Source organism: Aminipila butyrica, from assembly GCF_010669305.1.
In the GTDB taxonomy this organism is placed as follows: Bacteria; Bacillota; Clostridia; order Peptostreptococcales; family Anaerovoracaceae; genus Aminipila; species Aminipila butyrica.
Map to the genome: position 1 here is coordinate 2,925,205 of NZ_CP048649.1, position 26,026 is coordinate 2,951,230.

General features: G+C 44.7%; 23 protein-coding genes. 6 read left to right on the top strand and 17 right to left on the bottom strand.

Annotated features, from left to right (window positions below):
- Positions 1-46: 46 nt before the first annotated feature.
- The 4 genes from Ami103574_RS13830 to Ami103574_RS13845 form a co-directional block, all read right to left on the bottom strand.
- Positions 47-1,867 carry a SpoIIE family protein phosphatase gene (locus tag Ami103574_RS13830; protein WP_163067548.1) on the bottom strand — a complete coding sequence of 607 codons (1,821 nt, stop codon included), beginning with the start codon at positions 1,865-1,867 and terminating at the stop codon, positions 47-49.
- A gap of 259 nt (positions 1,868-2,126) precedes the next feature.
- Positions 2,127-4,181: an S-layer homology domain-containing protein gene (locus tag Ami103574_RS13835; RefSeq protein ID WP_163067549.1), complete on the bottom strand. Its 2,055-nt coding sequence runs from the start codon at positions 4,179-4,181 to the stop codon at positions 2,127-2,129.
- Between the two features lie 107 nt (positions 4,182-4,288).
- Complete coding sequence (locus Ami103574_RS13840) at positions 4,289-5,119, bottom strand: TatD family hydrolase (RefSeq protein ID WP_163067550.1); 831 nt, start codon at positions 5,117-5,119, stop codon at positions 4,289-4,291.
- Positions 5,120-5,221: 102 nt separating this feature from the next.
- On the bottom strand, positions 5,222-6,340 hold the full coding sequence (locus Ami103574_RS13845) for a bifunctional glycosyltransferase family 2/GtrA family protein (RefSeq protein WP_163067551.1): 1,119 nt from the start codon (positions 6,338-6,340) through the stop codon (positions 5,222-5,224).
- A 189-nt stretch (positions 6,341-6,529) separates the two neighbouring features.
- Here Ami103574_RS13845 and Ami103574_RS13850 point away from each other — a divergent pair, with 189 nt between their 5' ends.
- The 4 genes from Ami103574_RS13850 to Ami103574_RS13865 all read left to right on the top strand — a co-directional run bounded on the left by Ami103574_RS13850 (position 6,530) and on the right by Ami103574_RS13865 (position 10,446).
- Positions 6,530-7,036: a flavodoxin family protein gene (locus tag Ami103574_RS13850; RefSeq protein ID WP_163067552.1), complete on the top strand. Its 507-nt coding sequence runs from the start codon at positions 6,530-6,532 to the stop codon at positions 7,034-7,036.
- 54 nt (positions 7,037-7,090) lie between these two features.
- A complete protein-coding gene (locus Ami103574_RS13855) occupies positions 7,091-8,827 on the top strand; it encodes a methyl-accepting chemotaxis protein (protein ID WP_163067553.1) in 1,737 nt (578 codons plus the stop codon).
- Positions 8,828-9,022: 195 nt separating this feature from the next.
- Positions 9,023-9,493, top strand: a complete 471-nt coding sequence (locus Ami103574_RS13860; RefSeq protein WP_163068019.1) for an RNA polymerase sigma factor — start codon at positions 9,023-9,025, stop codon at positions 9,491-9,493.
- Complete coding sequence (locus Ami103574_RS13865; protein ID WP_163067554.1) at positions 9,490-10,446, top strand: zf-HC2 domain-containing protein; 957 nt, start codon at positions 9,490-9,492, stop codon at positions 10,444-10,446. Before Ami103574_RS13860 ends, Ami103574_RS13865 begins: the two co-directional genes overlap by 4 nt.
- A gap of 59 nt (positions 10,447-10,505) precedes the next feature.
- Here the strand turns inward: Ami103574_RS13865 and metG are convergent, their stop codons facing one another.
- Both metG and Ami103574_RS13875 read right to left on the bottom strand, forming a co-directional pair.
- Positions 10,506-12,476 (bottom strand): methionine--tRNA ligase, encoded by a 1,971-nt coding sequence (metG, locus tag Ami103574_RS13870; protein WP_163067555.1) that lies wholly within the window; start codon positions 12,474-12,476, stop codon positions 10,506-10,508.
- Positions 12,477-12,536: 60 nt separating this feature from the next.
- The gene (locus tag Ami103574_RS13875) at positions 12,537-13,151 is read right to left on the bottom strand and encodes a cytidylate kinase-like family protein (protein ID WP_163067556.1); all 615 of its coding nucleotides are present in this window, start codon (positions 13,149-13,151) and stop codon (positions 12,537-12,539) included.
- Between the two features lie 284 nt (positions 13,152-13,435).
- On the opposite strand from Ami103574_RS13875, the gene Ami103574_RS13880 reads away from it, so the two are divergent.
- Together Ami103574_RS13880 and Ami103574_RS13885 are read left to right on the top strand one after the other, a co-directional pair.
- Positions 13,436-13,975 carry a biotin transporter BioY gene (locus Ami103574_RS13880; protein ID WP_163067557.1) on the top strand — a complete coding sequence of 180 codons (540 nt, stop codon included), beginning with the start codon at positions 13,436-13,438 and terminating at the stop codon, positions 13,973-13,975.
- 34 nt (positions 13,976-14,009) lie between these two features.
- The gene (locus tag Ami103574_RS13885; protein ID WP_163067558.1) at positions 14,010-15,002 is read left to right on the top strand and encodes a biotin--[acetyl-CoA-carboxylase] ligase; all 993 of its coding nucleotides are present in this window, start codon (positions 14,010-14,012) and stop codon (positions 15,000-15,002) included.
- A 76-nt stretch (positions 15,003-15,078) separates the two neighbouring features.
- Here Ami103574_RS13885 and Ami103574_RS13890 read toward each other — a convergent pair whose 3' ends face one another.
- From Ami103574_RS13890 to Ami103574_RS13940, 11 genes are all read right to left on the bottom strand, one after another.
- The gene (locus Ami103574_RS13890) at positions 15,079-15,801 is read right to left on the bottom strand and encodes a 4Fe-4S binding protein (RefSeq protein WP_163067559.1); all 723 of its coding nucleotides are present in this window, start codon (positions 15,799-15,801) and stop codon (positions 15,079-15,081) included.
- Positions 15,798-16,364, bottom strand: a complete 567-nt coding sequence (locus Ami103574_RS13895) for a PadR family transcriptional regulator (protein ID WP_163067560.1) — start codon at positions 16,362-16,364, stop codon at positions 15,798-15,800. The genes Ami103574_RS13890 and Ami103574_RS13895 overlap by 4 nt, the downstream gene beginning before the upstream one ends.
- A gap of 226 nt (positions 16,365-16,590) precedes the next feature.
- Positions 16,591-17,412, bottom strand: a complete 822-nt coding sequence (locus Ami103574_RS13900; protein ID WP_330587101.1) for a class I SAM-dependent methyltransferase — start codon at positions 17,410-17,412, stop codon at positions 16,591-16,593.
- A gap of 259 nt (positions 17,413-17,671) precedes the next feature.
- Positions 17,672-18,112 carry a GyrI-like domain-containing protein gene (locus Ami103574_RS13905; RefSeq protein ID WP_163067561.1) on the bottom strand — a complete coding sequence of 147 codons (441 nt, stop codon included), beginning with the start codon at positions 18,110-18,112 and terminating at the stop codon, positions 17,672-17,674.
- A gap of 72 nt (positions 18,113-18,184) precedes the next feature.
- Positions 18,185-19,081, bottom strand: a complete 897-nt coding sequence (locus Ami103574_RS13910; RefSeq protein WP_163067562.1) for a helix-turn-helix transcriptional regulator — start codon at positions 19,079-19,081, stop codon at positions 18,185-18,187.
- Between the two features lie 72 nt (positions 19,082-19,153).
- Positions 19,154-19,702, bottom strand: coding sequence for a class I SAM-dependent methyltransferase (locus tag Ami103574_RS13915; RefSeq protein WP_163067563.1), 549 nt, complete (start codon positions 19,700-19,702; stop codon positions 19,154-19,156).
- A gap of 43 nt (positions 19,703-19,745) precedes the next feature.
- Positions 19,746-20,480 carry a TMEM165/GDT1 family protein gene (locus Ami103574_RS13920; RefSeq protein ID WP_163067564.1) on the bottom strand — a complete coding sequence of 245 codons (735 nt, stop codon included), beginning with the start codon at positions 20,478-20,480 and terminating at the stop codon, positions 19,746-19,748.
- A 317-nt stretch (positions 20,481-20,797) separates the two neighbouring features.
- Positions 20,798-22,462 (bottom strand): DUF2207 family protein, encoded by a 1,665-nt coding sequence (locus Ami103574_RS13925; RefSeq protein ID WP_163067565.1) that lies wholly within the window; start codon positions 22,460-22,462, stop codon positions 20,798-20,800.
- 287 nt (positions 22,463-22,749) lie between these two features.
- Entirely contained in the window at positions 22,750-24,009 is a 1,260-nt protein-coding gene (locus tag Ami103574_RS13930; RefSeq protein WP_163067566.1) for a hypothetical protein, read from the bottom strand.
- A gap of 208 nt (positions 24,010-24,217) precedes the next feature.
- Entirely contained in the window at positions 24,218-25,003 is a 786-nt protein-coding gene (locus Ami103574_RS13935; protein ID WP_163067567.1) for an ABC transporter ATP-binding protein, read from the bottom strand.
- Positions 25,000-26,025 (bottom strand): FecCD family ABC transporter permease, encoded by a 1,026-nt coding sequence (locus tag Ami103574_RS13940; protein ID WP_163067568.1) that lies wholly within the window; start codon positions 26,023-26,025, stop codon positions 25,000-25,002. The genes Ami103574_RS13935 and Ami103574_RS13940 overlap by 4 nt, the downstream gene beginning before the upstream one ends.
- Position 26,026 lies beyond the last annotated feature (1 nt).

Here is a 26,026-nt window from a genome sequence, read left to right on the forward strand (position 1 = left end):
CCATACTACAAGCCTTTGTTGATGTTTTTCTAAGGATTTACATATCTTACTCTAAAACGGCGGTAACCACCGTCATATCATCCCGTTCTCGTATGCCATAGGCTTCCACTGCCCGGTTCATAATCAAGTCGGAAATAGTCTGTGGGTCGGAAGATTTGATAGCACGAATGACATCTTTTAGCCAATCCATCTCCAAATCCTGCCGATTGGCATCGGATACCCCATCAGAGATCATAATAATCTGGTCTCCTGCCCGCAAACGCAGATTGATGAAATCCACATGCAGACCATCAACGATGCCCATAGGCAATGCTGCCATCTTCACCACCGCCACTTTATCCCCTCGCTTGATGAAGGTTGCCGCCGCTCCAATTTTAAAGAGCCGCAATTTTCCTCCCATGCGGTCAATCAAGGCTAGGTCTACAGTAGAAAAAATTTCTTGCCCTTCTTGCTGGAGCAAAATGTTGTTGACGGTCTTTAATGCCAGCTTCACATCGAATCCAGAGCCGATTAAATCCATTAGCGTAGACACAGCCAACGTGCTCTCTGCTGAGGCGGCCTGCCCTTTACCCATGCCGTCGCTGATAAGGATGCCAAATTCCTCTCCTGAAATATCCTTATATTGAAAACTGTCCCCGGAGATTCCTGCTACCTGGCCGTAAGAAGCATGTCCTGCCCGAACTCGAAACTTAGGCTGCGGTTCAATCCAGGAAGTTCCTCGGTTCAAGGATTCAATTTCTCCTCTTAGGCTTTCCGTCACCTGAGCCATGCCCCGAAACTGATAGGCAATGATGGCCCGATTGCTCCTGGCGTTGCCGTACAGGTTGGCCAACCGATCGTAAGTTCGATAATGCTTGTCCAGAACCTTCACAATCTGCTGCTTATTCTCCAGATCCTCATGACCTTGGTCTTTGCTAATAGCTGAAAGTACTCCCTTGACTTCTAACAGATACCTTCGGGGAATCAACGCCAAAATAGCCGAAGCTGCCAGGGGCTCATAAGGAGGCAGGGATAGTTCCGGATAAGCCGTGATCATGCCTAACACCAAACAGGCGCCGCTAAAACAGATGGCACCCATGAAGCGGCTTTCCTGAGAAAATACCCCGGCGGTAAACCCCCCGGCCAGAAAGACCATCACCACCGAAGGGGAAAGTCCTGTACAGAGGACCAACGTTATAGCTGAGCCGGCCCCGGCGATAAGTCCAGCCCCGATGCCTCCAGCATAACCGCCCAGCAGCGTGACAAACAAAGCCCCAATCAGCGGCAAAGATAGTTTAGTCGGATCCAAAGCCCACAGGCCTGTCCCGCTTAGCAGCAGAACCCCTACGGAGGCAGCAGCACCTACCGCCTTTTCCACTCCAAGCTCACTCCGCTGACCCACATGAATTTCTCGATGACGAACCAGCTTTACAAAAGAGAAAAAACTATTAAATACGAAGATGAGCACGAAAATGAGCATGACTTCTGTCAGCAAAGTAAAAATGCTCAGCCGATAAGACATGTGCTGTAGTATGTAGTAGGCGCAGTTGCAAGTGACCGTTAAGATACCGGCGATAACGCCCCGTGCAGGTAATTCAATCCGTCGATTGCGGAAAAGTGCAAAGGCCGCTGCACATAGCACCATAGCCGTCATATCCCCATAAAACAAATAGTTACTTCCATAATAAGTAATGCTCCCTAAAACCATTGGCAGCAGCAAATATAAATTTAACCGATTACGGTACATGAGCACCGTCACCAGCGCTATTCCGCAGGGAAACATGCTGTTTAAAACGACAACCCTGCACACCAGAAAGGACATCACCGCTAGTCCAGAAATTTGCACCAACCCTGCGGCAACCTTTTCCCGTGATCTTACCATTTCCATTACGACACCCCCGATATTTTTCCATCATTTGTCCAATATTCCCGTATTGTTCCATTATAGCCAGAGGGGGTTGGTAAAATTTGTCCGAACCTGTAGTGGATGCCCGGAAATGTTCTATTTTTTCTGCGGGTTTTCTTCCCGCTCCTCGGAATTTCTCCCCGCTGCGCAAAAAAAGACTTGTTTCCAAGTCTTTTTTCTCGAAACAAGTCTTTGTCTGACAGGCCATTTATACGTTATGTGACATATTTTCCTGCTCCACCTATTCTGACTGATTAAGGGTGTTTAAAAGCAGGGCGGCGGTTTCGGCATGGGTCAGCACCGCACTTCCGTTAAAGCGGCCCTTCGTGTCCCCCTTCATGATGCCCAGCGCATAAGCGGCCGAAGCATACCCCAAGTATTCCTGGGCAACCTTGTCTGTGTACATGTTCTTAAACACAGCAGACTGCTTTGCCAGCTTGTCGATGCCGAGATAACGGGCGACAAACTTAGCGGCCTCTTGTCTGGTAATATTAGCTTTAGCATTGATCTCCGCCTTGGTGATAATCTTCCGATCTAAAAGCATCTTGTAAAAATCTTCATCATCGGCATAGTAGCTCTGTTCCGGGGAATAGAGATAGCGGAAAAATTCAACCTGAGTAGTGGCTGCTTTTGGTGCGAAGGTATCACCCTCCAGGTAATATCCATTATTCTTCAACTGTAAAATGATACTTTCAGCCCAATTTCCAGCAATGTCGGTGTAGGTTTTGTCCTGAACAGAATCTTTGTAGGCTTCTCCCCTATAATCTAGCCGAGTGCCTTTGAACGCGTCCAGGATAAAATTGCCTTCTTTCTGGAAGTCGTAAACCAAAACAACCTTGCCCTCGGCATCTTTCTTGTAAACTAAATTGAAGTCCCCAAGCTGATCAGCCACTTCCAGGGCCTTCTTCTGTTGAATGGCTCCTTCTAGTGCCGGGAATTCAGCCTTATCATACCAAGTCATGGAATAGGAAAGAAGCTTGCCGGTAGCCTTATCCACAGAAATGGAAATCTGATTGGAATCAAAATTCACCGCTCCTACTTGTCTGGTATAGGTAAAGGTATAAGAACCGTAACGACTATCCATCGTGTTTTCGTTAGTCCAAGTTACTTGGCTCTGCTTGTCGGCAGCTACCTTGTTCAAGTAGCCTTCAGCAATCCCCTTAGCCTTTTCTAGTCCGACGTCATTTTTAGATTCACTGTCAGAGCTGGAACTGAAACTAATTAGGGTTCCCGTCTTTCCATCTAAGATAACAAAATCTTTCTCATAATTTAAATACCACAGGTATTCTTGATTTGGGCCCCAATCCTGCCGCAGGCTGGTGGACTGGAGTTTCTGACTGCCAATGGTGCCGACCAAAGCTCTGGCGGTGCGGTCTGCCTGAGTTTTATCCAGCAGGTTTTGAGTCCGTTGAATCTCTTTGAGCTCCTCTTCCGTATACTTAATCTGATCGGCAGCACCATCCGCCTTCATGGATTCTGCCCCGGCATTTTTCGTGCCATAGCGGTATAAGGTATAGTTTTGGTACAGTTTGATGACCTTGCCGCTATTGGCATCGATAGCCCGATTCGTGTTATCCGTCTCATAGGCTGCGAAAACTTTTAACTTCTTTTTCGTATAGTCGTAGTTGGACAGGTATTTTAATTTTGGCCCGAGTTCTGTCAGGTAGATTTGCTCTGCCTGGCTCTTATCCAGTGCCGGATCTTTGGACGGGTAGTCTGCGACAGCTAAATCTTTAGCCTCTGCGTTAAGATTATAGCTGCTCAGCGTGCCGGTATACTTATTGATACCGATGTTGGTATAGATAAAGTCGCAAGGCAGACCGTTGACATACATTCGGTACATAAAGTTATAGTCTCTGGAATAGGTGTCAGCGGAACTGTCCTCCAGCTTGAAGGTACCTGCTGCACTGGGCAGAAGTTTAGGCAAATAGCCATCTGCTACCTTCTGAGCCTGTTCCTTGGTCACTTTTGCCAGACCGTTAGACTGAAACTCCGGTACAAAGTAATATAAGGCCGTAATCACACCCTGGTCGGTAACCGTAGCTGATGCACTAGAGCTGTCCTCCTTGTCAGACCAGCTCAGCTGTATGCTGCTTCCTTCTTCGGCATCTTCATCGTAATAATAACTAAACTCACTCATGGTATCTGGTATCTCCACCACCGTTTTCACCGCTGCAATGGCATTTTTCAGCTGAGTGCTGTCACTGGTCCCGGCATACGCCGGTGTAGCAGTGGATATGGATACCGCTGATGCCAGCAGTGTAAATGCCATCACGGCACATAATAATTTTTTCATGATTCCCTCCTGTGTTCCCTCCTGCAAAATTATTGTTCTACCATTATGACAGCAGTGGTTTCAATTTTGTTCCATATTTTAGTTACATTTCTCTAACTATTTTTTATTTATTTTATATTAAAGAAGCGCTTGGCGTTTTCACAGGTAATCCGTGCAACTTCTTCATAAGATATCTCCTTGATTTCAGCCACTTTTCTAGCCGTATATTCCACGTAAGGAGTCATGTTCCTCTTGCCTCGAAAAGGCTCCGGAGTCAAGTAGGGCGCATCTGTTTCGACCAAAAGAAACGTCAGAGGTACAGCCTTCACTACTTCTACAGCCTTGCGGGCATTCTTATAGGTGATTGGCCCAGCTATAGACAGCGTAGCTCCCAGCTTTACATACTGCTGACCTAGTTCCTTACTGCCGGAATAGCAGTGGAGCAATACTCGGGCATCAGGCAGCAGCTGGCCTTCTGGTCCGGGCCTTCTAGGAAACCAGCTCATACGCTCCTGGGAAAAAGCCCCCTCTTCTTTGAGGATATTCATCACCAGCTCATCTGCTTCCCGAGAATGAATAATAATAGGCAGCTTTAACTCATTAGCCAACCGGATTTGCTGGCGGAACCATTCCACCTGAATATCTCGCTCAGAAAAATCATAATGAAAGTCCAAGCCGATTTCGCCTATAGCCATAACCTTCTCTTTTTTTGTCAAACCTTTGATAAGAGCCAACTGAGCTGCATCCATGTGCTTGGTATCGTGAGGGTGGCAGCCTACTGCTGCATAGCACCAGGGATAACGTTCTGCATGGCTGGCTGCTAAAGCTGAACTGGCCAAGTCAAAGCCCACGTCCATAACATAATCGACTTCAGAGGCCTCAATTTTTTCCGCCAACTCTCTTCTGTCCTCTTCGCTAAGATCCTCGTTGTTCAAATGTGTATGTGAATCAAATAACATCTCTTTCTGTTCCTTTCTGAGGCTCCCCTGATGGGACACCTTTCTTCCAATCTTATCACATTTCTCCCCTTCTGTCCTCCCTCTTTTCCCCTTATCATCCCACTAATACCGCCCCTGAGCCGCGGGCTTTCTAAAAATCAACCACCGTTGTACAACGCAGCTGAACAGAAACAGTGTCAGCTCCACCACCACTTTAGCCTCTAACTGGTTGGGAATCCATGTGGCCACCAGATAAGACAGCAAGAGGGTGTTACAGATGAGAATTACCACCGCCAGGGCTGCATATTGAGCGGCTGTTTTGACTACCTGACCTTGATCTTTAAAGACAAACTTTCGGTTGATGGAATAATTTACCCCAGCACTGATCACCCGAGCAAGAATATTGCTTATGCTCACGCTTAAATGAACGGGCATCCCCTTAGTAATGACCAGCAGCAGCGCATACAACACATAGTCCACCAGAAATCCAATACCGGAGGAAAAACTGAACTTGAAAATTTCACGGTATATCTGATAAGAGTCTCGAAGCGGATGGAAGTGGCTGCCCACATTGTCATCTAAGTAAATAGTCTCTATCGGTTCTTCCCAAATTGTTCGCTCCGCCCGGCTCCAATAGAGCAGCATGTTCATCTCATACTCATATCGGCTGCCTTCGATGTTCAGCAGAACAGGCAAGTCCTTGCTGTCGAAGGCGCGAAGGCCTGTCTGCGTATCTCCTACTCTCCTTTTTAGTGACAGGGCGACCACCTGTGCCGTCAACGAATTACCGATGCGACTCTTTAGCGGAACTTTTCCTGCAAACCTTCGGCTACCCAGAGTTAACGCCCCCGGATGATTCCGCTGGGCCTCTGCCACTGCTGTAATATCCTCCAGCTGATGCTGCCCATCGGCGTCGGCAGTCACCACGACAGCTTCTCGCGCCATGGCTTGAATGGCTTTAAAAGCTGTTTTCAATGCACAGCCTTTGCCTTGGTTGCTCTCGTGCCGAATAACGATCGCATATTTCTCTGCTTCTGCAAACAGCCGCTGGTAATCCGGCCCGCTGCCGTCATCCACCACCAAGGTTGTAAACTCTCCCCGAGCTGAGACTTGTTTTAGCAGCTCAACCATCCGTTCATCTGGCTCATATGCAGGAATTACTAAAAATATTGTTTCTTTCCCTTGCACCTCTTCACCCCCATTGTTTCTTTCTTCTCTCTTTCGTAAACTGGAAAATATCAAGGAAAGTCTCCCATTTTAATTTAAACCTTAAAAGTGAAGAATTTATTACATAATTATGACAATAGTATAACATTTTTTTTACTTTATTATTATTGATATCTGTCACTAATGCGTATAAAATGAATACGCTAAACCGCTACCCTTCCATATAAAACGCCTGAACCCCACGGAGGCAGAAAAGAGGATGTTATGAAAAGTATCGTAGTCTTTTATTCCCTAGAGGGAAATTGTAAGCTGATTGGTCAAACCATAGCCAAAGCCACCGGCGCCGATGTGCTGGAATTAAAGTTAGAAAAGCCCGTACCAGACAAGGGTCCGCTTAAATATATATCTGGCGGTCACAGTGCCTTGAAAAAAATGACCCCCAAGCTGGCCGAACCTGTTCCCAACCTGTCGGACTACGAGCTGATTTTTGTGGGAGCGCCTGTCTGGGCCGGCACATTTGCCCCTGCCCTGCGAACCTTTGCCGCAAAGGCTCATCTAGAAAACAAGCTGATGTGTTTCTTCACCTGCTGCGGAGGAGGGTCTACTGAGAAATGTTTGGCAGACATGAAGGCCTTGTTTGAGGGAAATACTTTTCTGTCAGAAATTCAGTTCGTCAATCCCGCTTCTAAAAATCGGGAAGCCTGTATATTGAAAACTCAGAGTTGGATAGAAAATTTATCTGTTACTTTAAGCCCACAAGAGGGTAATTAAATAGGGAAATAATATTTTATCTACTTTTTCCAGCAAATAAAGGAGAAGACACCTATGTTTAAACAATTAAAAATTAAGGCAAAATTAGTACTATTTTTCGGCTTATTGATTCTAATTACCATTTTAGTTCAGGGTATCATCTCCTACGTGGAGCTGAGCAAAGCGCACAACTCCTCCATCCAAGCAGAGGAGCAGAAATTTGACACCACCATACAGACCAGTGTGGATACCGTCATCAGCGCGCTGTCGGTGAACCATCAGCAATATCTGGACGGAAAGATTACCCAGGAGCAGGAGATGATTCAGGCTGCCTCTATTGTTCGGGATACCCGCTATAATGGTGGGGACGGTTACTTTTGGGCTGACTTGAAAGACGGCACCTGTCAAGTGCACATGAATCCCGACTATGAGGGAACGATGCGCTGGAATAACACCGACCCCGAAGGCACTTACTTCATCCAGAACCTGATTGCGGCTGGAGATCAGAAAGGCGGCGGTTTCTCGGAATTTTATTTTACCAAACCCAACGAAGAGGGCAACTTTAAAAAGCGGGCATTTACAGAACTTTACGAGCCTTACGGCTGGTATATCAGCACCGGCAATTATTATGATGATATCGAAAAAACCATCGGTCAGTTTCAGCGGGCAAAGGTAATTTCAGAAATCGTCATCCTGATTTCCTCCCTGCTGATTGGCGTTCTAGGCATGATTAGCATGTACATCATGGCTGGGCGAATCTCCAAGCATTTAAAAGTGGTTACAGATCGTCTGAGCCTGCTAGGCCGAGGGGATCTTCATACCCCTGTACCGGAGGTCAACACCGGCGACGAACTAGAAACCCTAGCCCTGGCCACTAAAGATACCATCGGACACCTGGGTCTAGCAATCTACCACATTGACACCACCATGAAAGACTTTTCTAAAGGAAATTACATATTGGCTGATACAGAAGATTATGTGGGTGACTTGTCCGAGATTTATCAGTCTATCAAAGACTTCTCCTTGCAGATTTCCTATACCTTATCTCAGATTGACATGGCTTCTTCTGAGGTAGCCCTGGGCTCCGAACAGGTATCCAACGCCGCTCAGACCCTGGCACAAGGTTCTTCCGAACAATCCGGCTCGGTTCAGGAGCTCCAGACCTACGTGCAAAACATGGCTGCTCAGATTAACCAAACCGTAGAAAATACCGAAAAGGCGAAGCAGATTACCCTGGAAGCCAGTGCCACCACGGCTCAGGGACAAAAACAAATTGAAAAAATGATTGAATCGATGGAAGAAATCAGCCAAGCTTCTGCGGAGATTGGTAAAATCATTAAGAATATCGACGACATCGCGTTTCAAACCAACATCCTGGCCCTGAACGCCGCGGTGGAAGCCGCTCGGGCTGGAGAAGCCGGAAAAGGCTTTGCTGTCGTAGCCGACGAAGTCCGAAACCTGGCCAGCAAGTCCGCTGAAAGTGCAAAAAATACAGCAGAACTTATTGCCCGGTCTCAGTCTGCCATTGCCAACGGCTCTGCCATCGTCTCCGATACGGCGCAGTCTTTGGAAAATATTATCCTGGATTCAGAAAAGTCCGCAGATGTAATCCAGTATATCGTTGACGAAACCATGGAACAGAAGCAGTCTATCGTTCAGGTTACTGCCGGCCTTACCCAAGTCTCTGACGTGGTAGAGGTTAACAGTGCTACTGCCGAGGAAAGCGCCGCCATCAGTGAAGAACTGTCGGGGCAGGCTCAAATGCTGAAAGATCTCATCAGCCGCTTTCAATATCAGAATCCGACCAATTAATTTGGTTCGGTCGAAATCGAATTAGCTTGGCACCGAAAAACATGCAAAAATATTTTACTATTTTAATGTAACGAATTACCTCCAAAGCAGATATATGTTTAGGAGGTAATTTTATGTCTAGTAACATCCAATATGTAGATTCTGTACAGGCTGCGTTAAAAAAAATATAGGCTAGGAGGTAATGATGTGTGGGAGATGGATGAAATCTACAAGGAGTATGCCGATTTGATTTATAAATATCTGTTTTCGCTATCGCTCAATACTCATACGGCAGAAGAATTGACACAAGAGGCCTTTTACCGCGCCATATTATCCATAGATACATATAATGGCAGCTGTAAAATGTCTACGTGGCTCTGCCAGATTGCAAAACACTTATGGTATCAAGAATTGGAGAAAAACCGCCGAAGAAAAACGGAGGTGCTGGATGATTCACTGCCGGATGGGTCGCCATCAATTGAGTCAACTGTGCTAGCTCAGCAGGATAAATTGAGTATTTATCACCTGCTCCACAGCCTGCCTGATCCCATGCGAGAAGTGATGTATCTGCGGCTTTCAGGAGAGCTTAGTTACAAAGAAATTGGCGAAGTCTTAAATCAGTCTGAGACATGGGCACGAGTAACCTTTTACCGGGGCAAGAAAACTTTAATGGAGGGATTAGAATGAAAAATACATTGAATTGTCCTGTCGTTCGGGATCTGCTTCCTTTGTATGCTGAAAAGCTGACCAGCGAAGAGAGCAATGCCGCAATTCGGCAACATTTAGACGAATGTGAAAATTGCAGAAAAGACCTTGAAAGAATACAGCAACCGATTGACTGCCCCACCATGCCAAATACCGAAATAGACTATATGCGAAAAGCAAAACGTTCCCTTAAAGGAAGGTCTTATATTTTGGCTGGCGTGATTGCTGCTTCCTGCCTGGCGCTGCTTAGTATTTTTCTCCGTTTATTTATTATTGGCACCCCTGTATTTATTGAAGAGGCCGCCATCAATTATCAGTGGAATTACGATGCTGACAAGGCAGTATACTCCATACATGGCAGCCTTCAACAAACAAACACCAGTGCCAGAATTAACGTCTATGAGGATAAAGAAAACAATCAGATAAAGGTTAAACTGTATGAGGTTATACCTTCTGTCTTCTTCAACAGTAATCAGCTTTCGGCCAACATTTCTTGGAACGGCGAAAAAGACATTGTTTGGCAGGGAAAAGACAGGCAGCAGATTATCGCCAGCAGTCAATACCTGCCTCTGTCCATTACTCAATTTAAAGAGGGGCATTACACAAATATCATCGATGCCTTTGATATGAAAGGAGCTGCAAGGATTCAACAGCTATATGACCATGCCGCCGAGGTTTCCAGCAAGCAGCTGGCTGCTTTTGATGAGGCCAGCCATAGCCAATACCTGATTATCAGCATCCCCCCGACCAGTGGAACCTATTCCGTATGGATTAAAGCAGATGATGCCTTGCCAAAACAGGAATTAGATGACCGTATTTTTCTCTATCAAGAAGATGGGCAGTATTATTTCTACCAGCAGGGGCAGCCTTTGAAAAAACTATCTCCGGAAAACCTCCGGGGACTGTTGGATTATATAGACAAGAAAAAGCCGTAGGATTTTAAACCCCTACGGCTTTTCTTAAAGTTGTAAATATCGTTATATTTTTTCTTATTTTAATTAACCGAGTTGCCGTCCTCTGCTTCTGTAGTGACAAACTCCAGTCGCTCACCGTTGTCGGCAAATAGCAGCATGCCTCTGGACTCCATGCCTCGAAGTGCTCTTGGCTTCAAGTTAGCAACTACAACTACTTTTTTGCCCACACAATCCTCTGGCTTGAAATGCTCTGCTACGCCAGAAATGACCTGGCGAATCTCTGTACCCAGCTTGACCTTAAACACTAGCAGCTTGTCCGCCTTCGGATGTTTCTCTGCTTCAAGAATAGTTCCTACCCTCAGGTCAATCTTATCGAAATCTTCAAACTGAATTTCCGGCTTCAGTTCAAGTGGGACATTCTCCGGTTCTCCGCTCTTTTGTAAAGTCTCCAGCTCTGCCAATTCCTTTTCGATATCCAGCCGAGGGAAAATAGCTTCCCCCTTCTTTACCTGTTCTCCGTTCATCTGCTCAAATTGGAAAGCGTCTTCCCAGATAGGATCAGCAAACCACAGGCCCATCTGCTTGCGAATCTCCTTAGATGTAGTGTGCATGAAAGGATAAATCAATACCGATACAATGCGGATAGTCTCTGAGAGATTATGGAGCACGGTACACAAGCGATCTTTACCTTCTTCATCCTTAGCCAAAACCCAAGGGGCATTTTCATCGATATACTTGTTCGCTCGGCGAACCACCACCCAAATCTCTTCCAAGGCTTGGTTGAACTGGAATTTATCCATATGGTCGGCCACTTTCTGCGCGGCACCTGTAGCGATGTGTTTTAAGTCTGCATCGGTAGCCAGTCCCTCCGTGCCCGCCGTGCAATTTTCGTCTCCGCACACGCCAAAAGTACCGCAGAGTGCTGGCGGAACCTTACCGTCATTATATTTTTCAATCATAGACACGGTTCTGGATACCAGGTTGCCCAAGTCATTAGCCAAATCGTAATTCATCCGTTTCAGCATAACCTCATTGGTAAAAACACCGTCTTGTCCGAAGGTGTATTCCCGCAGCAGAAAATACTTCAACGCATCGACCCCATACCGCTCGATAAGCTTCACCGGGTCTACTACATTCCCTTTGGACTTAGACATTTTGCCGCCTTCCAGCAGCAGCCAGCCGTGGCCCAAAACCTTCTTCGGCAGCGGCACATCCATGGACATCAGCATAGCCGGCCAGATCACCGAGTGGAAACGCACGATTTCCTTGCCTACCAGATGAACGTCCGCAGGCCAATATTTATCATACAGTGACGTATCATCACTGCCGTAACCCAAAGCTGTAATATAGTTAGAAAGTGCATCCAGCCACACATAAATCACGTGCCTTTCATCAATAGGTACCGGAATCCCCCAGTCAAAAGTGGACCGAGAAATACACAAATCTTCCAGACCCTGTTTGACAAAAGCAATCATCTCATTTCGTCTGGTATCCGGCTGTAAAAATTCTGGATTGTTTTCAAATAAATCTAATAAGCGATCCTGATACTTGGAGAGTTTGAAGAAATAAGCCTCCTCCTTGGCCGGCTGAACAGGGCGGCCGCAGTCAGGACATTTCCCGTCTACCAGCTGACTCTCTGTCCAGAAGGATTCACAAGGGGTGCAGTAAAGTCCTTCGTATTCCCCTTTATAAATGTCGCCCTTCTCATAAATCTGCTTAAATATCTTCTGCACCCGTTTTACATGGCGAGGTTCCGTGGTGCGGATAAAGTCGTCATAGGAAATCTCCATGGTCTTCCACAGATCCTTGATGCCGCCTACAATGCGGTCTACATACTGCTGAGGTGTTACGCCTTCCTTGTTGGCCACAGTCTGAATTTTCTGTCCGTGCTCGTCCGTACCGGTTAAAAACCGCACGTCATAGCCCTGAAGCCGCTTAAAGCGGGCCATAGCATCGGCCATTACCGTACAGTAGGTGTGCCCAATATGCAAATTGGAGCTGGGATAATAAATAGGCGTTGTGATGTAATAGGTGCCTTTTGTCGTTGTCATATCGCAAATTCCTTCCTTATATTTATCTATCTGGCTAACATGCTGTCCAGTTCTTTATCGCTAGTACTTTCTCCGCTCTAAAAACTCTTCGATTACAGCAATGGTATCTTCCAAGCCAATATAACCGCTGTCCAGCGTCAAGTGGTAGTTTAGCACATCTCCCCACTTTCTGCCGGTGTGGTAAGCGTAATAATTGGTTCTAGCCTTGTCAATCTTCTTAATTTCGTTTTCTACCGTTGTTTCATCCATACCATATTCTTGAACCGCTCGCTGAATCCGGTTGTGCATCTCCGCACAGATGAAGATCTTGCTGGCTTCGTTCATATCCCGTAAAATGTAGTCCGCACAGCGCCCGACGATGACACAAGGACCTTCCTCTGCAATCTGTCGGATGACATTTACCTGAGCCAGAAAAAACTTGTCATTCAAGGAAAGGCCGTCAACACCGGCATCTCCGTTGCCGCCCAGACTGGTAGCCAGCGTATATAAAAAGCTGTTTTTTGCTCTCATCTCAGCATTTTCAATCAGGTCTTTAGAAAAGCCAGTCTCTTCTGCAATCCGGTCAATGAGTGCCTTATCGTAAAAAGGTACATCCATATCCTCTGCCAATTTCTGTCCGATTATTCTTCCGCCGCTTCCATAAGTACGGCTGATGGTAACAATTCTCTTTTTCATTCAGCACCTCCGCAAATAGTCATCTGCCCGTGTCCTCTTTCGATTTCGCTGCTGTATGCCTATCACTATATTTAAGATAATTATTTATTTTATCACAAATTGGCAATGAAAACCACAGTCAAATGAGAATTTTAGCCTTTAGCATGGAATGCTTCTGTTATTTTGTCTCATTCTTTGCTTAAAGATTCAGCTTCTATTGTAAACCTTTTTTATTTTTAAGGTTGACATTGTTCGTCCTAGCTTTTATACTGGGGTATATTGTTAAACTAAACGAGGTGAATTTCATGCATTATACGAAAACAACAAAACTTATTCTCTGTGCGGTCTTTGCCGCCATAACGGGCATTTGCTCGGGCATCATCATCCCCCTGCCCTTCACACCAGTGCCTATTACCCTGGCTACGTTAGCGGTCATGTTGACCGGCTCTCTCCTGGGCAGTCGATACGGCTCCCTCAGCATGATTGTCTACTTGCTGTTAGGCGCTTTTGGCGCTCCAGTATTCAAGGGCTATACGGGCGGGTTCGGCAATCTGGTAGGTCCTACAGGGGGTTATCTGCTGGGTTATCTTTTGACAGCTTTCCTCACAGGCCTTATAATAGAGAAGTTGAATAAGAAAAATAATCTGTACATCCATGCTGCAGCTATGGCTATCGGTCTTTCAACCTGTTATCTGCTGGGCACCGCCTGGTTTATGTTTTCCACCAACACAGACCTATGGACGGCGTTGGTTTCCTGCGTGCTGCCGTTTTTGCTGGCAGATGCACTGAAAATTACCGCAGGTGCACTGCTGACAGTAAAGCTGAGAGCCGCTCTGGACCGCTGATAGTAGTGGGTGTTTGCTGTAATAGGAGGAACATATGTCTGTGAAAGAGGAGATTATACGGGTCTTAGAGATGAACAAGGGGGAAAGCCTGTCCGGAGAAGCGTTGGCCAGCCAGCTGGGGGTCTCCAGATCGGCTGTTTGGAAGGCCATGCAGCATCTCCGCCAGGAGGGCTATCCCATCGAAGCGGTTACCAACAAAGGCTATGCCCTAAGGGATTCCAGCGATCTCCTGTCTGAGCAGGGTATCCGTCTCTATTTAGGGGAAACGGCAGCCCAACTGCCTCTGTACGTCTATAAGACGGTAGATTCCACCAACTCTGCTGCCAAAAGACTGGCCATGGAAGAGCCGGTCTCAGGAGCTCTGGTGGCTGCCAACGAGCAGACGAAAGGACGAGGCCGTTTGGGCCGGGACTTTTACTCCCCGGCATCTTCCGGCATTTATCTAACGCTGCTGTTGAAGCCGTCTTTTGATCTGTCTAAGTCGGTGCTGACCACCACAGCTGCTTCTGTGGCTGTGTGCCGGGCCATTCAGAAGGTCTCCGGTGCCGAGGCACAAATCAAATGGGTCAACGATGTCTATCTGGACGGGAAGAAGATTTGCGGTATCCTCACCGAGGCGATTACGGACTTTGAATCGGGTGCTATCGACTACATCGCTACCGGTATCGGCATCAACTGTCAGCTGCCGCCGGAGGGCTTTCCGGAGGAACTGCGCCAAAAGGCCGGTGTCCTGCCGGCATCCGTCTCCCGCAATCAGCTGGCAGCAGAGGTAGTCAATGAGCTGTTGGCAGTTTACCAGCAGTTGGAAAGCCGCAGCTTTCTCGAGGAATACAAAAGCCGCTCCCTTGTACTGGGCCGGGAGATTGATGTCATCAAGCATTACAGCAGTCAAGCCGGCCAAGGCCAGCCTCCCCAGTCTGTTCATGCCTTAGCTTTGGATATCGACCGGGATGGAGGCCTGCTGGTAGAATACGAAAACGGAACCCGAGAAGTGCTGAATACCGGAGAAATCAGTATAAGACTATAAAGATAAAGATGAATATACCTAAAACTAAAAGGCGGCTCATTCTTCTGTGAATGAGCCGCTTTATTCTTGAGATGATTTATGAATTTTTTTTCTGTTGTCTGCCAACTCCGAAGCGAATTACCTTTTTAGGGCAGCTATCCACACATTCCAGACAAGCGATACATTCTGTATGATCCATATTGCCTTTCCGCACCATCTCCTGAACTCCTATGCTCATCGGGCACTTTTTATCGCATTGCCCACAAGAAATGCAGGCATTGCTGTCCGCTTTTAATCGAAACCGAGGAATATGCAATAAGTCTGCGGTCTTCTCCCCTATTACCATAAAAGGCGCCATCCAGCAAATACTGTGACACATGCCCCTCTTCCCTGTGACAAGAGAAAAAAAGTAAATAATGCTGGCTACACCAGCATACACCAAAAGTCCGGCAAGTCCTCCGTTAAACATCTTGAAGAAATGTACTTCCAGCGGGCCATTTTTTATCCAGAGAAAAACCACAACGGAAAACCAGATACCCCATATGATATACTTCGATCGAATTTTAAACCGGCCAAACCAGGGTCTGCTGTTGGCATAGCCAGCCATATCCTGAACAGCTCCGCCTGGACAAAGCCATCCGCAATATAACCGACTGCCTACTATGGAGCTTAAAAACAGAAAAGCAAACATGACCCCACTGCCGCTAATAACGCCCATCCTGGCCGACACAATAATAATGTATGGCGATAGGAAGATAAAAGTGATGGGAAATAAGACTGCACTGTATGCAAGCATCCCTTTGCGGATTTTCTGTCTCATGGTTTACCAACCTTTCTTTCATAAATAATCTTTTTTGCCTCTAAGGCCCATTCCTTCATCGCTGTATACAAATATTTTCCGCTCAGCGCAGTCAGTTCCTTGTAGGTATGATCTTGCTCCTGCTCTTTCAGCTTGTCAAAATACAAGAGGAATTTATCCATCTCAAGAATACTTTCTTCATTCCTTCTGATGAAATCATCCAAATGTTTTAGGATCACCTGCGGCTCTGTACTTTCTCCAAAAGAAACCTTAATAAGAATCTCATAGCGAAGTTTTTCTACATCAGGTGCTTCTGCCAGCCATTGGGCCAAGAGCGTTCTGCCCGCTTCAGTAATGCCATACTGTTTCTGTCCTCTCCCATTGCTATGCTCTGGACTCTCTATGATTTCTGCCAGCCCTTCGCCCACCAGATGTTTCAGCGTCGGATAGATCTGCCCATAGCTTTCCTGCCAGAAGTGACTGTGCTCATATTCTATCGCCTTCTTCATGGTGTATCCGGTTTGCTGTCCATGGGCTAATAGGCCCAAAATAATATATTTTGTTTTTCCCGTATTTTCTCTCATAAGCTTCCTCTTTCGTCTTACCATACTCTCGCATTACATATCTTTATGATATATCATTATAATATATTACTTCAACATATATTTCAATCTTTTTTATTAAAAATTTGCAACTTTTATAGGACCACGCTTCGGTCTCTCGAGCAATAGCGTTTTCCCCCTTATTTGGCAATAAAAAAAGCGAGGCTGCAATTGTAAACAGTCTCACTTTTTAATGGAAGGGCTGGAATTACTCCTTATTTTCATAGGTGTAGATGCCCAGTCGGTTATTTGTTAAATATAAAAATGGCGTTAAAAGTCTTCTGAACCCTGGTAGCAAATATTTCAATTCATCGGTAAAGTTAATTAGCCCGATTTGCTTCATTTGAGGGCAGAGATGAACGATTTCTTTTCCATCTTTTACTCCCCACTGAAATTGCGCATTCATGTTCTTCACGGTGTCATGCTTACTGCCTTTATTAACAAGCATTTTATAGAGCAAATCAAAGTGCGCCTCAAAACTTTCAAAGCCATTTGTCAGGATCTCCAAAAAGTCTTTGATTTCTTTTTCTTTCAGATACATCAACATTCCCTCTGAAAGAATAAGAACTTCTCTCCCCTCTGCCTTCACGTCTTTTGGCCATGTTGGGTCTAAAGCCGACTTGGCTATGTTTTTTACTCTGCTGTTTTCTTCAAAAAACAGGGCTCGCTGTTCCATTACTTCTGGGAAGTCCAAATTGTACCATGTAATTTTGCCGTTATCTACACGTGAAAATCTCGTATCCAGGCCACAACCCACAGAAACAATCACACAATCAGGGTTTACTTCAATAAATTTCTTCACTTCCCGGTCCATTATTTTAGCCCTTGCCAAAACCCCATAATAAGACATCCATCCATTATCAAATTTTGAAAAATCATACTCAATATTCTTTACCATTTCCACGGCCTTTTTATCATTTATGACAGGCGTTTCACTCATGGCATCCTTTGCCCTAACGTAAAGGGTTATAAGTAATGTTTCCATCACTCCGTCAAGCTTTATTTGCATCGAACTCCCTCCTGCATCCAATCCTTTTTTTAACCAGCATTTATTTATGATATGGCAGTATCGTTAGCTATAGCTAACTGTTTTTCTCAAGCATACTCAGTATTTTTAAATTTGTCAAGTAAAAGGATATGACACAACGGTTAAATACTTTCCGGCATGGTTGCTGGTTTTGGCTTCTAACTAAAGGAAAAATGCTGGATTTTCAACATTCCAGCGTTCAGAAGATGTCTCTTTTAGATTTTTCGATTACAAGCGGATATTATTTTTACCCGCTGATTTTTTATTTTAGTGCAATGTAAATATTAATCTCGGCCACACCGTTATCATTGCTCAAATACTCTTCAAAATCACCAGAAAAACTTCGGTCTAAAGGCATGTCCCAGATTTTTCCCCAGGCCTCCGACACAGCCTTTACCACATCACCTTTCACATGAAATACTGCGTATTGTCCAGCGGAAATTCGTTTTTCAGTCAGCTTTGGGTTACTGTTTTCCAACACCTCGCAGCCAACGGTTACATCATAGGACGTTTCATCATAATCAGAATAAAGTCCGATACAATACGTATTCGCTTTATTCTCTATGGACTCCCAGATACCCTCAGCCATAAACTTCTGCCATAAGCCACCGATGATTTTAACGCAATCGGGATCATCATTACCGGTCCTTGCACAGGTGCCGACTACAATTTTCTCTTTCAATGTAACAACTTCATAATTCATTCGGATTACCTCTTTTCATATTTTGAGAATATCCATAGTATAACCCCACTAATATGACAACAGAATGTCATGTTATAAATAATTCTGTAAGGAATTTTGCAGCCTGCATTTCATCTGGGAAGCAGCCTCATCTGGGGAAAGAATGGTGCAGTACTCACCAAAGGAGGCGGCATAAGCACAAATCGTTCCCATATCGGGTAGAAAAAGCTCACATATAAAATCACCATTGTCCGTTAATTCATACTGGCTAATTTCATCATAAACCCGAAAGGCCATCTCTTGCGAAATTCGCAGCCTTGTCTTTACAAAGCACGCACAATCAAGCTGTTGATCTTCTAGCACATTAGCGGGAGCATTCAACTCAAAACCCACTGGTGTGATAGCAAGCTCCGTGATTCTTCTCAGTTTAAAAAAGCGATAATCCTTGCGCAGAGTGCAGAACCCGTAAAGATACCACGCTGCTCCTTTAAACACCATTTTCAGCGGCAGAACCTCCCGCAGCAACTTTTCAGCCTTTCCGCTTGCATAAAGAAAGGTGACGGCATATTTTTCAATGATGGCATTTTTCAGCATAGAAAAATACGCTCCATCCTTTTCAAAATAGCCCCATGACGAAAAATCAACTTCAATCCAATCCGCATTTTGTCCGCCCAGCATACAGCTAAGCTTATCCAGTGCTGTCTTGTTGCTCGCCAGATTTACGGCAGCAAACGCTCTCATAGAAGAAAGAATTTCGCTCTTTTCGGCCTCTGTGAGGAATGTTTTATTGAGGATAAAGTCTGGCAAAAGAGATATGCCGCCCCCCTTGCCCTTCCTCATGTAAATCGGTACACCTGCCTGAGAAAGCGCTTCTACATCCCGGTATATGGTTCTCACCGACACCTCAAAGCGCTCAGCAAACTCCACTGCGGTCACGGTAGGTTTCTCCAAAAGTATATATATCAGCTCAAAAAAACGATTTATCTGCATGAAATCCTCCTGCTACATGAGACATGCTTTGCCATATTATAATGCTTATTCCGATAATCTCCTATTATTATATCACGCATTTTTTGTTTTCGAGAACAGCAGGAGGTAAAAATTCTCTCCCAGCTCAAAATAGTCCATCTTGCTGAAGCCGTGCTGTAAGAATTCTTCCTCGACTTGTTCGGAGCTTATCCGGTGTTCAATCGGCGGCCCCATAGGAGTCTGCTTTTTATGAAATTCAATGATTGCCACAATCCCGTCACTGGTAAGAATCCGTTTTATTTCATCCAGCATGTCCTCCGGCTCACTCAGTTCATGTAAAACGGTGCAAAGGAGCACCCTCTGACAACAAGCGGAAGGAATCTCCCGAATATCTTTTTTCAGTATAATGTTTTCTGTGTTTCGTTCATGTTTTTTATTTTGCAATATAGCCAGCATTTCCGGAGATATTTCTACTGCGTAGACGTTGGCTTTAGTCCGTTCAGCCGCCTCAAAGGAAAAAATTCCAGTCCCAGCTCCGATATCACCAAAAGAATCTCCTGCCTTTAAACCAATCCGCCTCAGCGTATTGGCCGGATTTAATTCGTCAATCCGTTTAGGATTGTCTAGTTTATGATTCGTCATATTATCCTCCTTCATCTTTGACATTCTGCAAAACTTGTTCTTATTACTCCAGCTGATTCGTTTTTCGTACAGGACATGACAGCGCACTTATATCTTCCATCGGGGTTGCTGAATTTTTTCTCATTAGATAGATTGCGGCGGCAGCAGTCAGTGCATAAAGAGTCGTCATAATTAATACAATGATATCCGTATTCAGATCTAAGTCGTTTCTCATAACTTGATAGCTTCCTAACAAACCAAAGAAAATAAAAGCAGCAGCAGATATAAGCTTTATTTTTCGCTCTGGTATCTTCTTACATAAAACAACTCCGACGATAATTCCGATACCATCCGCGATTAACATGCCCATGGTCGTACCCAACAGTATCCAAATCGGGCTCGTAGGAAAACGTGTAGCCAGAGCGACTGTAGTCAACTGCGTTTTGTCCCCCATTTCCGCAATAAAGAACGCGATAGCGACCGTGGCGATAGCGCCGAATTTTGTTGTCCGATTTTCTTCGCCTTCTAGTTTATCCCCTCGAATCGTCCATAAGCCGAAAAAGATAAAAGATAGTACCGCAATTCCTTGAATCCAAACTTGAGCCGCAGAAAACCGCGTCAGCAGATGCCCAACCCCTACAGCCAATGCGTGATTTAAGATGGTTGCCACAAACACGCCGATCAGCACTTTGGTCGCCTTATACTTTGTTGCAAAGGCCATTGCCAAAAGCTGTGTTTTGTCACCCATCTCGGCCAAAACCACCGCACCCAATGAAAAAATTAATGCTGTTAAACCCATTTTCTTGTCCTCCAATTTGTGAAAATATTTACACATTGAAAAAACTCAGGCATAACCTTCACGGCTACACCTGAGTTAAAGACAAAATCCATTGAGAGATGATACGATGTCATGTATAGCCATTAAAGTTATACATGAGTCTCGTTATTTAAGACAAGCCAGACTGCAATCAGTCAGTATGTTGACTTGCCACGCACATTGTGCGTCAACTACTCCCTCACGAGTTTTTCAATTGTTCTAACCAATATATCACAGACTTGTTTACCTGTCAACCAAGATATGCAAGCCCTCATGGTAAAATGGCAGATTTCAAAGCATTATCGGCTTCCTCCACCGCCGCCGCCTGAAAACCCTCCACCGCCGCCGAAACCGGCAGCACCGCCAGTTCCGTTTGTATTTGGTGTTGTACTGCTTGAAATATGATTTGTCATAGCCATAAAGTACATCATCCGGTAAGAATTATAGCCGTACATACCTGCGAAAGTATCAAAGTAGACTGGATCAAGCGCTTTCATTTTATTTAACACCTGCTCACCCACTCCAAATAAAGCGGCAAACACCAGATAATCGCCCCACAGCTTTCTTGTAGCAGTATTGTCTTCCTTTAGCTTATGCATTTCTGCCAAATACTTCTGGAATCCCAACACTTTAACGGCCCGGTCAAACCCCGAGGCCGTAAATCGGAGAACACCTTTTTTATCCGCTTCCGCCACATGCCAATTGATTAATTCTTTTTCACCTGCTCGTTTCACATCTTCCGCCCATATTGTAAGCTTCTCATGCAACCTTTCCGCAGCTTCTTCTATATGGGAGTTCCAAAGAATTTCATCCGAATCTGCCTCTCTGATTAGAAGATCATACAAGGTTCTCTCCAATTCCTCGGCAGGCTTTTTCTCCGGATGAAAAACAATGACCTCCTCCGTTTTTGATTTGCCTTTATGGTTATTTGTTTGCCGCTCCTCGAGGCTGATAGCACCTGCCTCTTGCCAACGGACAAGATAGGCACCCATCAGCTTGTCACTGGCAATTCCTTTGCGCAGCAAACCCATTGCAGCATATACCGCTGAAATACTGCCCCCGAAAGGAATTGACCAGGTGCTTTCTAGCTGCTTCTTTCCGCCTAGCTTTGCCGTGGTACCGTCTGCCAGCTTATATCGCGAAAAAAAGAAAGCAGTCAAGATACCAGCTACAGCAATTACAACCCCTAACCCCGCAAGAAATACATAAGCAATCGTATTCGAGTTATCATTATCTGCGGATTTTTGCAGATTTTCAAAAGACATCTCTGCGGTGGCGGCCAGCGGGAATAATCCCTTGTCAAAACGGCAGAGCAGCTTCACCGAGTCCCCGCCATCTAAAGGTTCCGAGGAAAAAGCCGTGAGACTGCCATCCCCTGCAATATTTACGGTTCCCGGAAAGTCATATCCCCAGATACGGGCGTTCTTTTCTGTCAAGGCAGTATCTGCTGCCCGTATTTTAACAGAAAAAGCCTCTGGCGCACTTGAAAGATCTCCTAGAAATTGATGATAAAATCCAGCGTAGTCGCCGTAATTCTTCACCAAGCCTTCTACCACATACTGAATGGTGTATTGATGGTCCCCATAGCTGCCAATCCCCCAGCAAAGTTCATACCCCTCGGAGGTTTTCAATATGCCACAGGTATTGGCCTTTTCTTCTCTAGAAAGGTCTGTATTCCAGTTATCCAGCGTTCTGTATTGCTTTCCCGACTCATCCTTGACAACCAGAGAGTGAACGCTCATCCCTTCCATGTTGTTCAGTGCCTTATAATACTCTGTTCCACTGGACACACCGCGTACCGTCCACATCTCTGTTATAACCGCAGAACCATCACCTTGCACAATAACATCAATATCAATGGCCGGTATCGCGTCTTCCGCTGCAAATGCGGAATTCGCACTTATAAGAAACACTACTGTGAAAAATACAGAAAGTATTAATTGCCGTTTCGATTTATATTTCATAAGTCACTCCTATCTCCTTCCGGACAAAATCGCCACAATCAGCTCTATAGAAATCAAATTTATTTGTCCAAATTCGAATTTACTGTAAGGCTTATCCATAAGACTTGCCTGATTCTGCAATATAGGATTCCCTATATTGGCCTTTTCTAACTATAAATAATCTCAAATCCTAATTTTAATGAACATCGTACAATGAAAGAAGCCAATTACATTCTGTAATCAGCTTCTTTCGACACGCTCTTTGTATGGGTCAGTCAGTAGATATCATATGGAACATGTCTATTTTTTCAGGGCTGGTAGGGATGCTTGTCCGCAAGGAATTCGCAAATCCTTGCCCAAATTTGCTGTGTTTCAATATATTGCTGGTAATGTTTTTTTACATTCCTATGGTAATGTTCCAGTTCTTTAGAAATATTGCTAAACTCCTCCCGCTCAAAATAGGCACATACTTTAGGAAGTGTAGCAGCAAGGTGTTCACGCATCTCTTCAATCTTCTCTTCATAACATTCTCGCTGTGTAATATACAGCAGAAGGGGTTTATATCGAATCCAACCAATACAAGCAAGATAAAAGCGGGTAGCAATCGCTGCTGAGTCCGCTTGAATATACTTTAACTTAATGGGAAGCACGCCATCCATCAGATGATTATAAGTGGAAAACCCGTCATGGAAAGTATAGCAGGGTACGCGCAACACTTTCCGTTGGCTTAAGCAAGTACTCAAAAAAGTATCTTCACCTCGCGCACCAGGTGGGTTGTAAAATGGGCTTACCCTGTCTGGTTTGGTTAGATTAATACACAAATTTGCGCCGGATATAAATTTTGTATTATTTATCTCCTGCACTTCTTCTACTTCATTACTCACTAAAATTTTCGTATCTGCATAAGTAACGCCACCGTTTTTCATTACCGAGTGCACATTATCCCAATTGATAATATCGTTGCTTATTGCTTCAATAAACAGACGAAAATCCTGTTCTGTCATAATATCATTAAACTCAATATACGGAATGGGCGAGACATACCCGCAGTGATGTCCATTTGTGATATCTGCCTCTTCAATATTTTGCAAATGAGTCGCCAGCACATGCTGACCACCCCATATAGCAGAAGAATGAGTATTGGTAACAGCCATTGGATATTCGTCATCATCCAGAAAGACAAGATAATCCATATTATTTTTCAGGGCAGTATACAGCACTATATTACGTTTTGCCGCATAGCCTCTTCCAAAAACTAATCGACCTTCTTCCTGATTAATAACATTTTCCTGTATCAGATAATCAATTTCTGCTTGAATTGCCGATTTGCCAATAAAATAAGTGTCATCAATCAAATCCAACAATTTCGCACTGACATTAGTATAGTCTTTAGCTTTTGTGTTCGAATACTTCAAATCATATGCAGCCAATAGGTTTAAACGTATGTTTCTTTCTTTTGTCAATCCGCTTTCGCGCCAGTTATAGATATTAGTTTTCAATATTCGCTGAAAACTTTTACGTCCTGTTGCAAACCCAATTCCCACATTGATTTCCTTGTCCTGTTGCAAGATACCAGCTCCTTTCTCTTTAAAATTACATATCTTTTATGTAACAATAGACCTCCCGCTATTGACACAAAATGTCCAATTAAACTTTTTTACAAATAAATTATACCACAAAACAGGGACAAAGTCGATTCTCCCCCCGGTTAGCCTAAGTATACGATAACCCTTTGAAGGAAAATGTCAGGCTGGCTTTCCATAAAAATAGCAGGCTTTAAAGAAAGCCTGCTAAGCTGGCGGCACAGACGCTTCTGCCCAGCTCTTTAACGTAGATAACTCTTACATCTGTTCCGTATATTCTGGCCAAGACTTCTTCTTGTAACACCTCTTCGGCGGCGCCAATTTGAAGGCCACCATGATAATCCAAAATGCCGATCTTGCCCCCTAAAAGAAAGGCATGATCTGGCGAATGCGTTGTCATAATAACGCTATAACCGCGCTGGGTTAACGTCTTTATCAGTTTAAGTATCCGAATCTGATTGCCATAGTCTAAGTACGCTGTCGGTTCATCAAAAACAATTAATTCGGCCTCCTGGGCGATGGCTCGGGCAATGGTTACCAGTTGTCTTTCGCCTCCGCTTAATTTGGTATAAGGCTTCTCGGCCAGTTCCATGCTGTCTAGCTGAACCAACGCTGCTTTTGCAATATCATAATCTGCTTTTGTGGGTTTTTGAAACATCCCTAAATGGGGAGAACGACCCATTACAACAAAGTCCAAGGAGGTAAATTCATAAGTTGGAATATGCACTTGCGGTACATAAGCAATAGTTTTGGCTACTTGTTTCAAATCCATACCGCACATAAGCTGGTCTTTTAACCAAAGCTCTCCTCTTGTGGGTTTCAGCAGGTTTGTAATGCAATTTAGCAAGGTTGATTTCCCCGCACCATTCGGTCCTAGGATGGTAAGAAAACTGCCTTTATCTAACTCAAAATTAACATCTGAAAGAATTTTCTTTTTGTTTTCATAAGAAAATTCAACACCTTTAACCCTCAATATCATCGTAAATCTTTCCTTTGTTTTAGTAATAAGTAAAAGTAAAAAGGTGCGCCAATTAGTCCCGTTAAAATGCCCAGTGGTATTTCTGAGCTGCTGCTGACCCTTGCTATCGTATCTATGGCAACCATAAAGATGGCGCCTAAGATTGCAGCTACAGGAATTAGCTTTACATTATCGGGCCCCACAATCATTCTTCCCAAATGGGGAAGTACCAGTCCAATCCAGCCGATAGTTCCACTTATGCACACGGCACTAGCCGTCAATAAGGTGGAACAGATTATCAACACACCTCTCAAAAAAGTGGTGTCCATACCCAGGGTCTTAGCCTCTCTTTCTCCCAAAGATAAAATGTTAATCCGCCATCTAAGCAGATATAAAATACTTGCAGCTACCAGAATAATTGGGGTTACTACATATATTTCTTTGGATGTCACTTGAGCTAAGCTTCCCAGCTGCCAGTAAACAATTGATGCCAGTTGTGTCTCCGGGTCAGCCACATATTTAATCAGTCCCATAATGGAATTCATCATTCCGCCGACGATGATTCCTGAAAGTACAAGCATCATCATGGAATTGTTCTTTAATATTTTGGGGATGGTTGTGGTCAACATAACGGCTAAGAATCCGCCTAAAAAGGCACAAATCTGTATCAGCCCATTTCCGCCTCCCCCTAAGATTGCACAGGACGCTCCAATACAGGCCCCCGCAGATACCCCTAAAATATCCGGAGAAACCAAGGGATTTTGAAAAATCCCTTGGTATGAAGTTCCCGACAGAGCCAGGGCTCCGCCTACCAAGATTGCCGCCATGATTCGCGGAAGCCGTAAGGTAAAAATAATACTCTCGCACTGATCCGTCCAGGTCTGATGAATCGGAATCAGCTGAGCGAGCAAAATGTTTATCACCTGTAAGGGCATGATATGGTATCGGCCGATGCTGACCGACAACACGACGATTAAACCTAAAAGGGCACACAACATGATGATGAGCAGCGGATAAGGCCATTTCTGTTTTTTCTTATACATC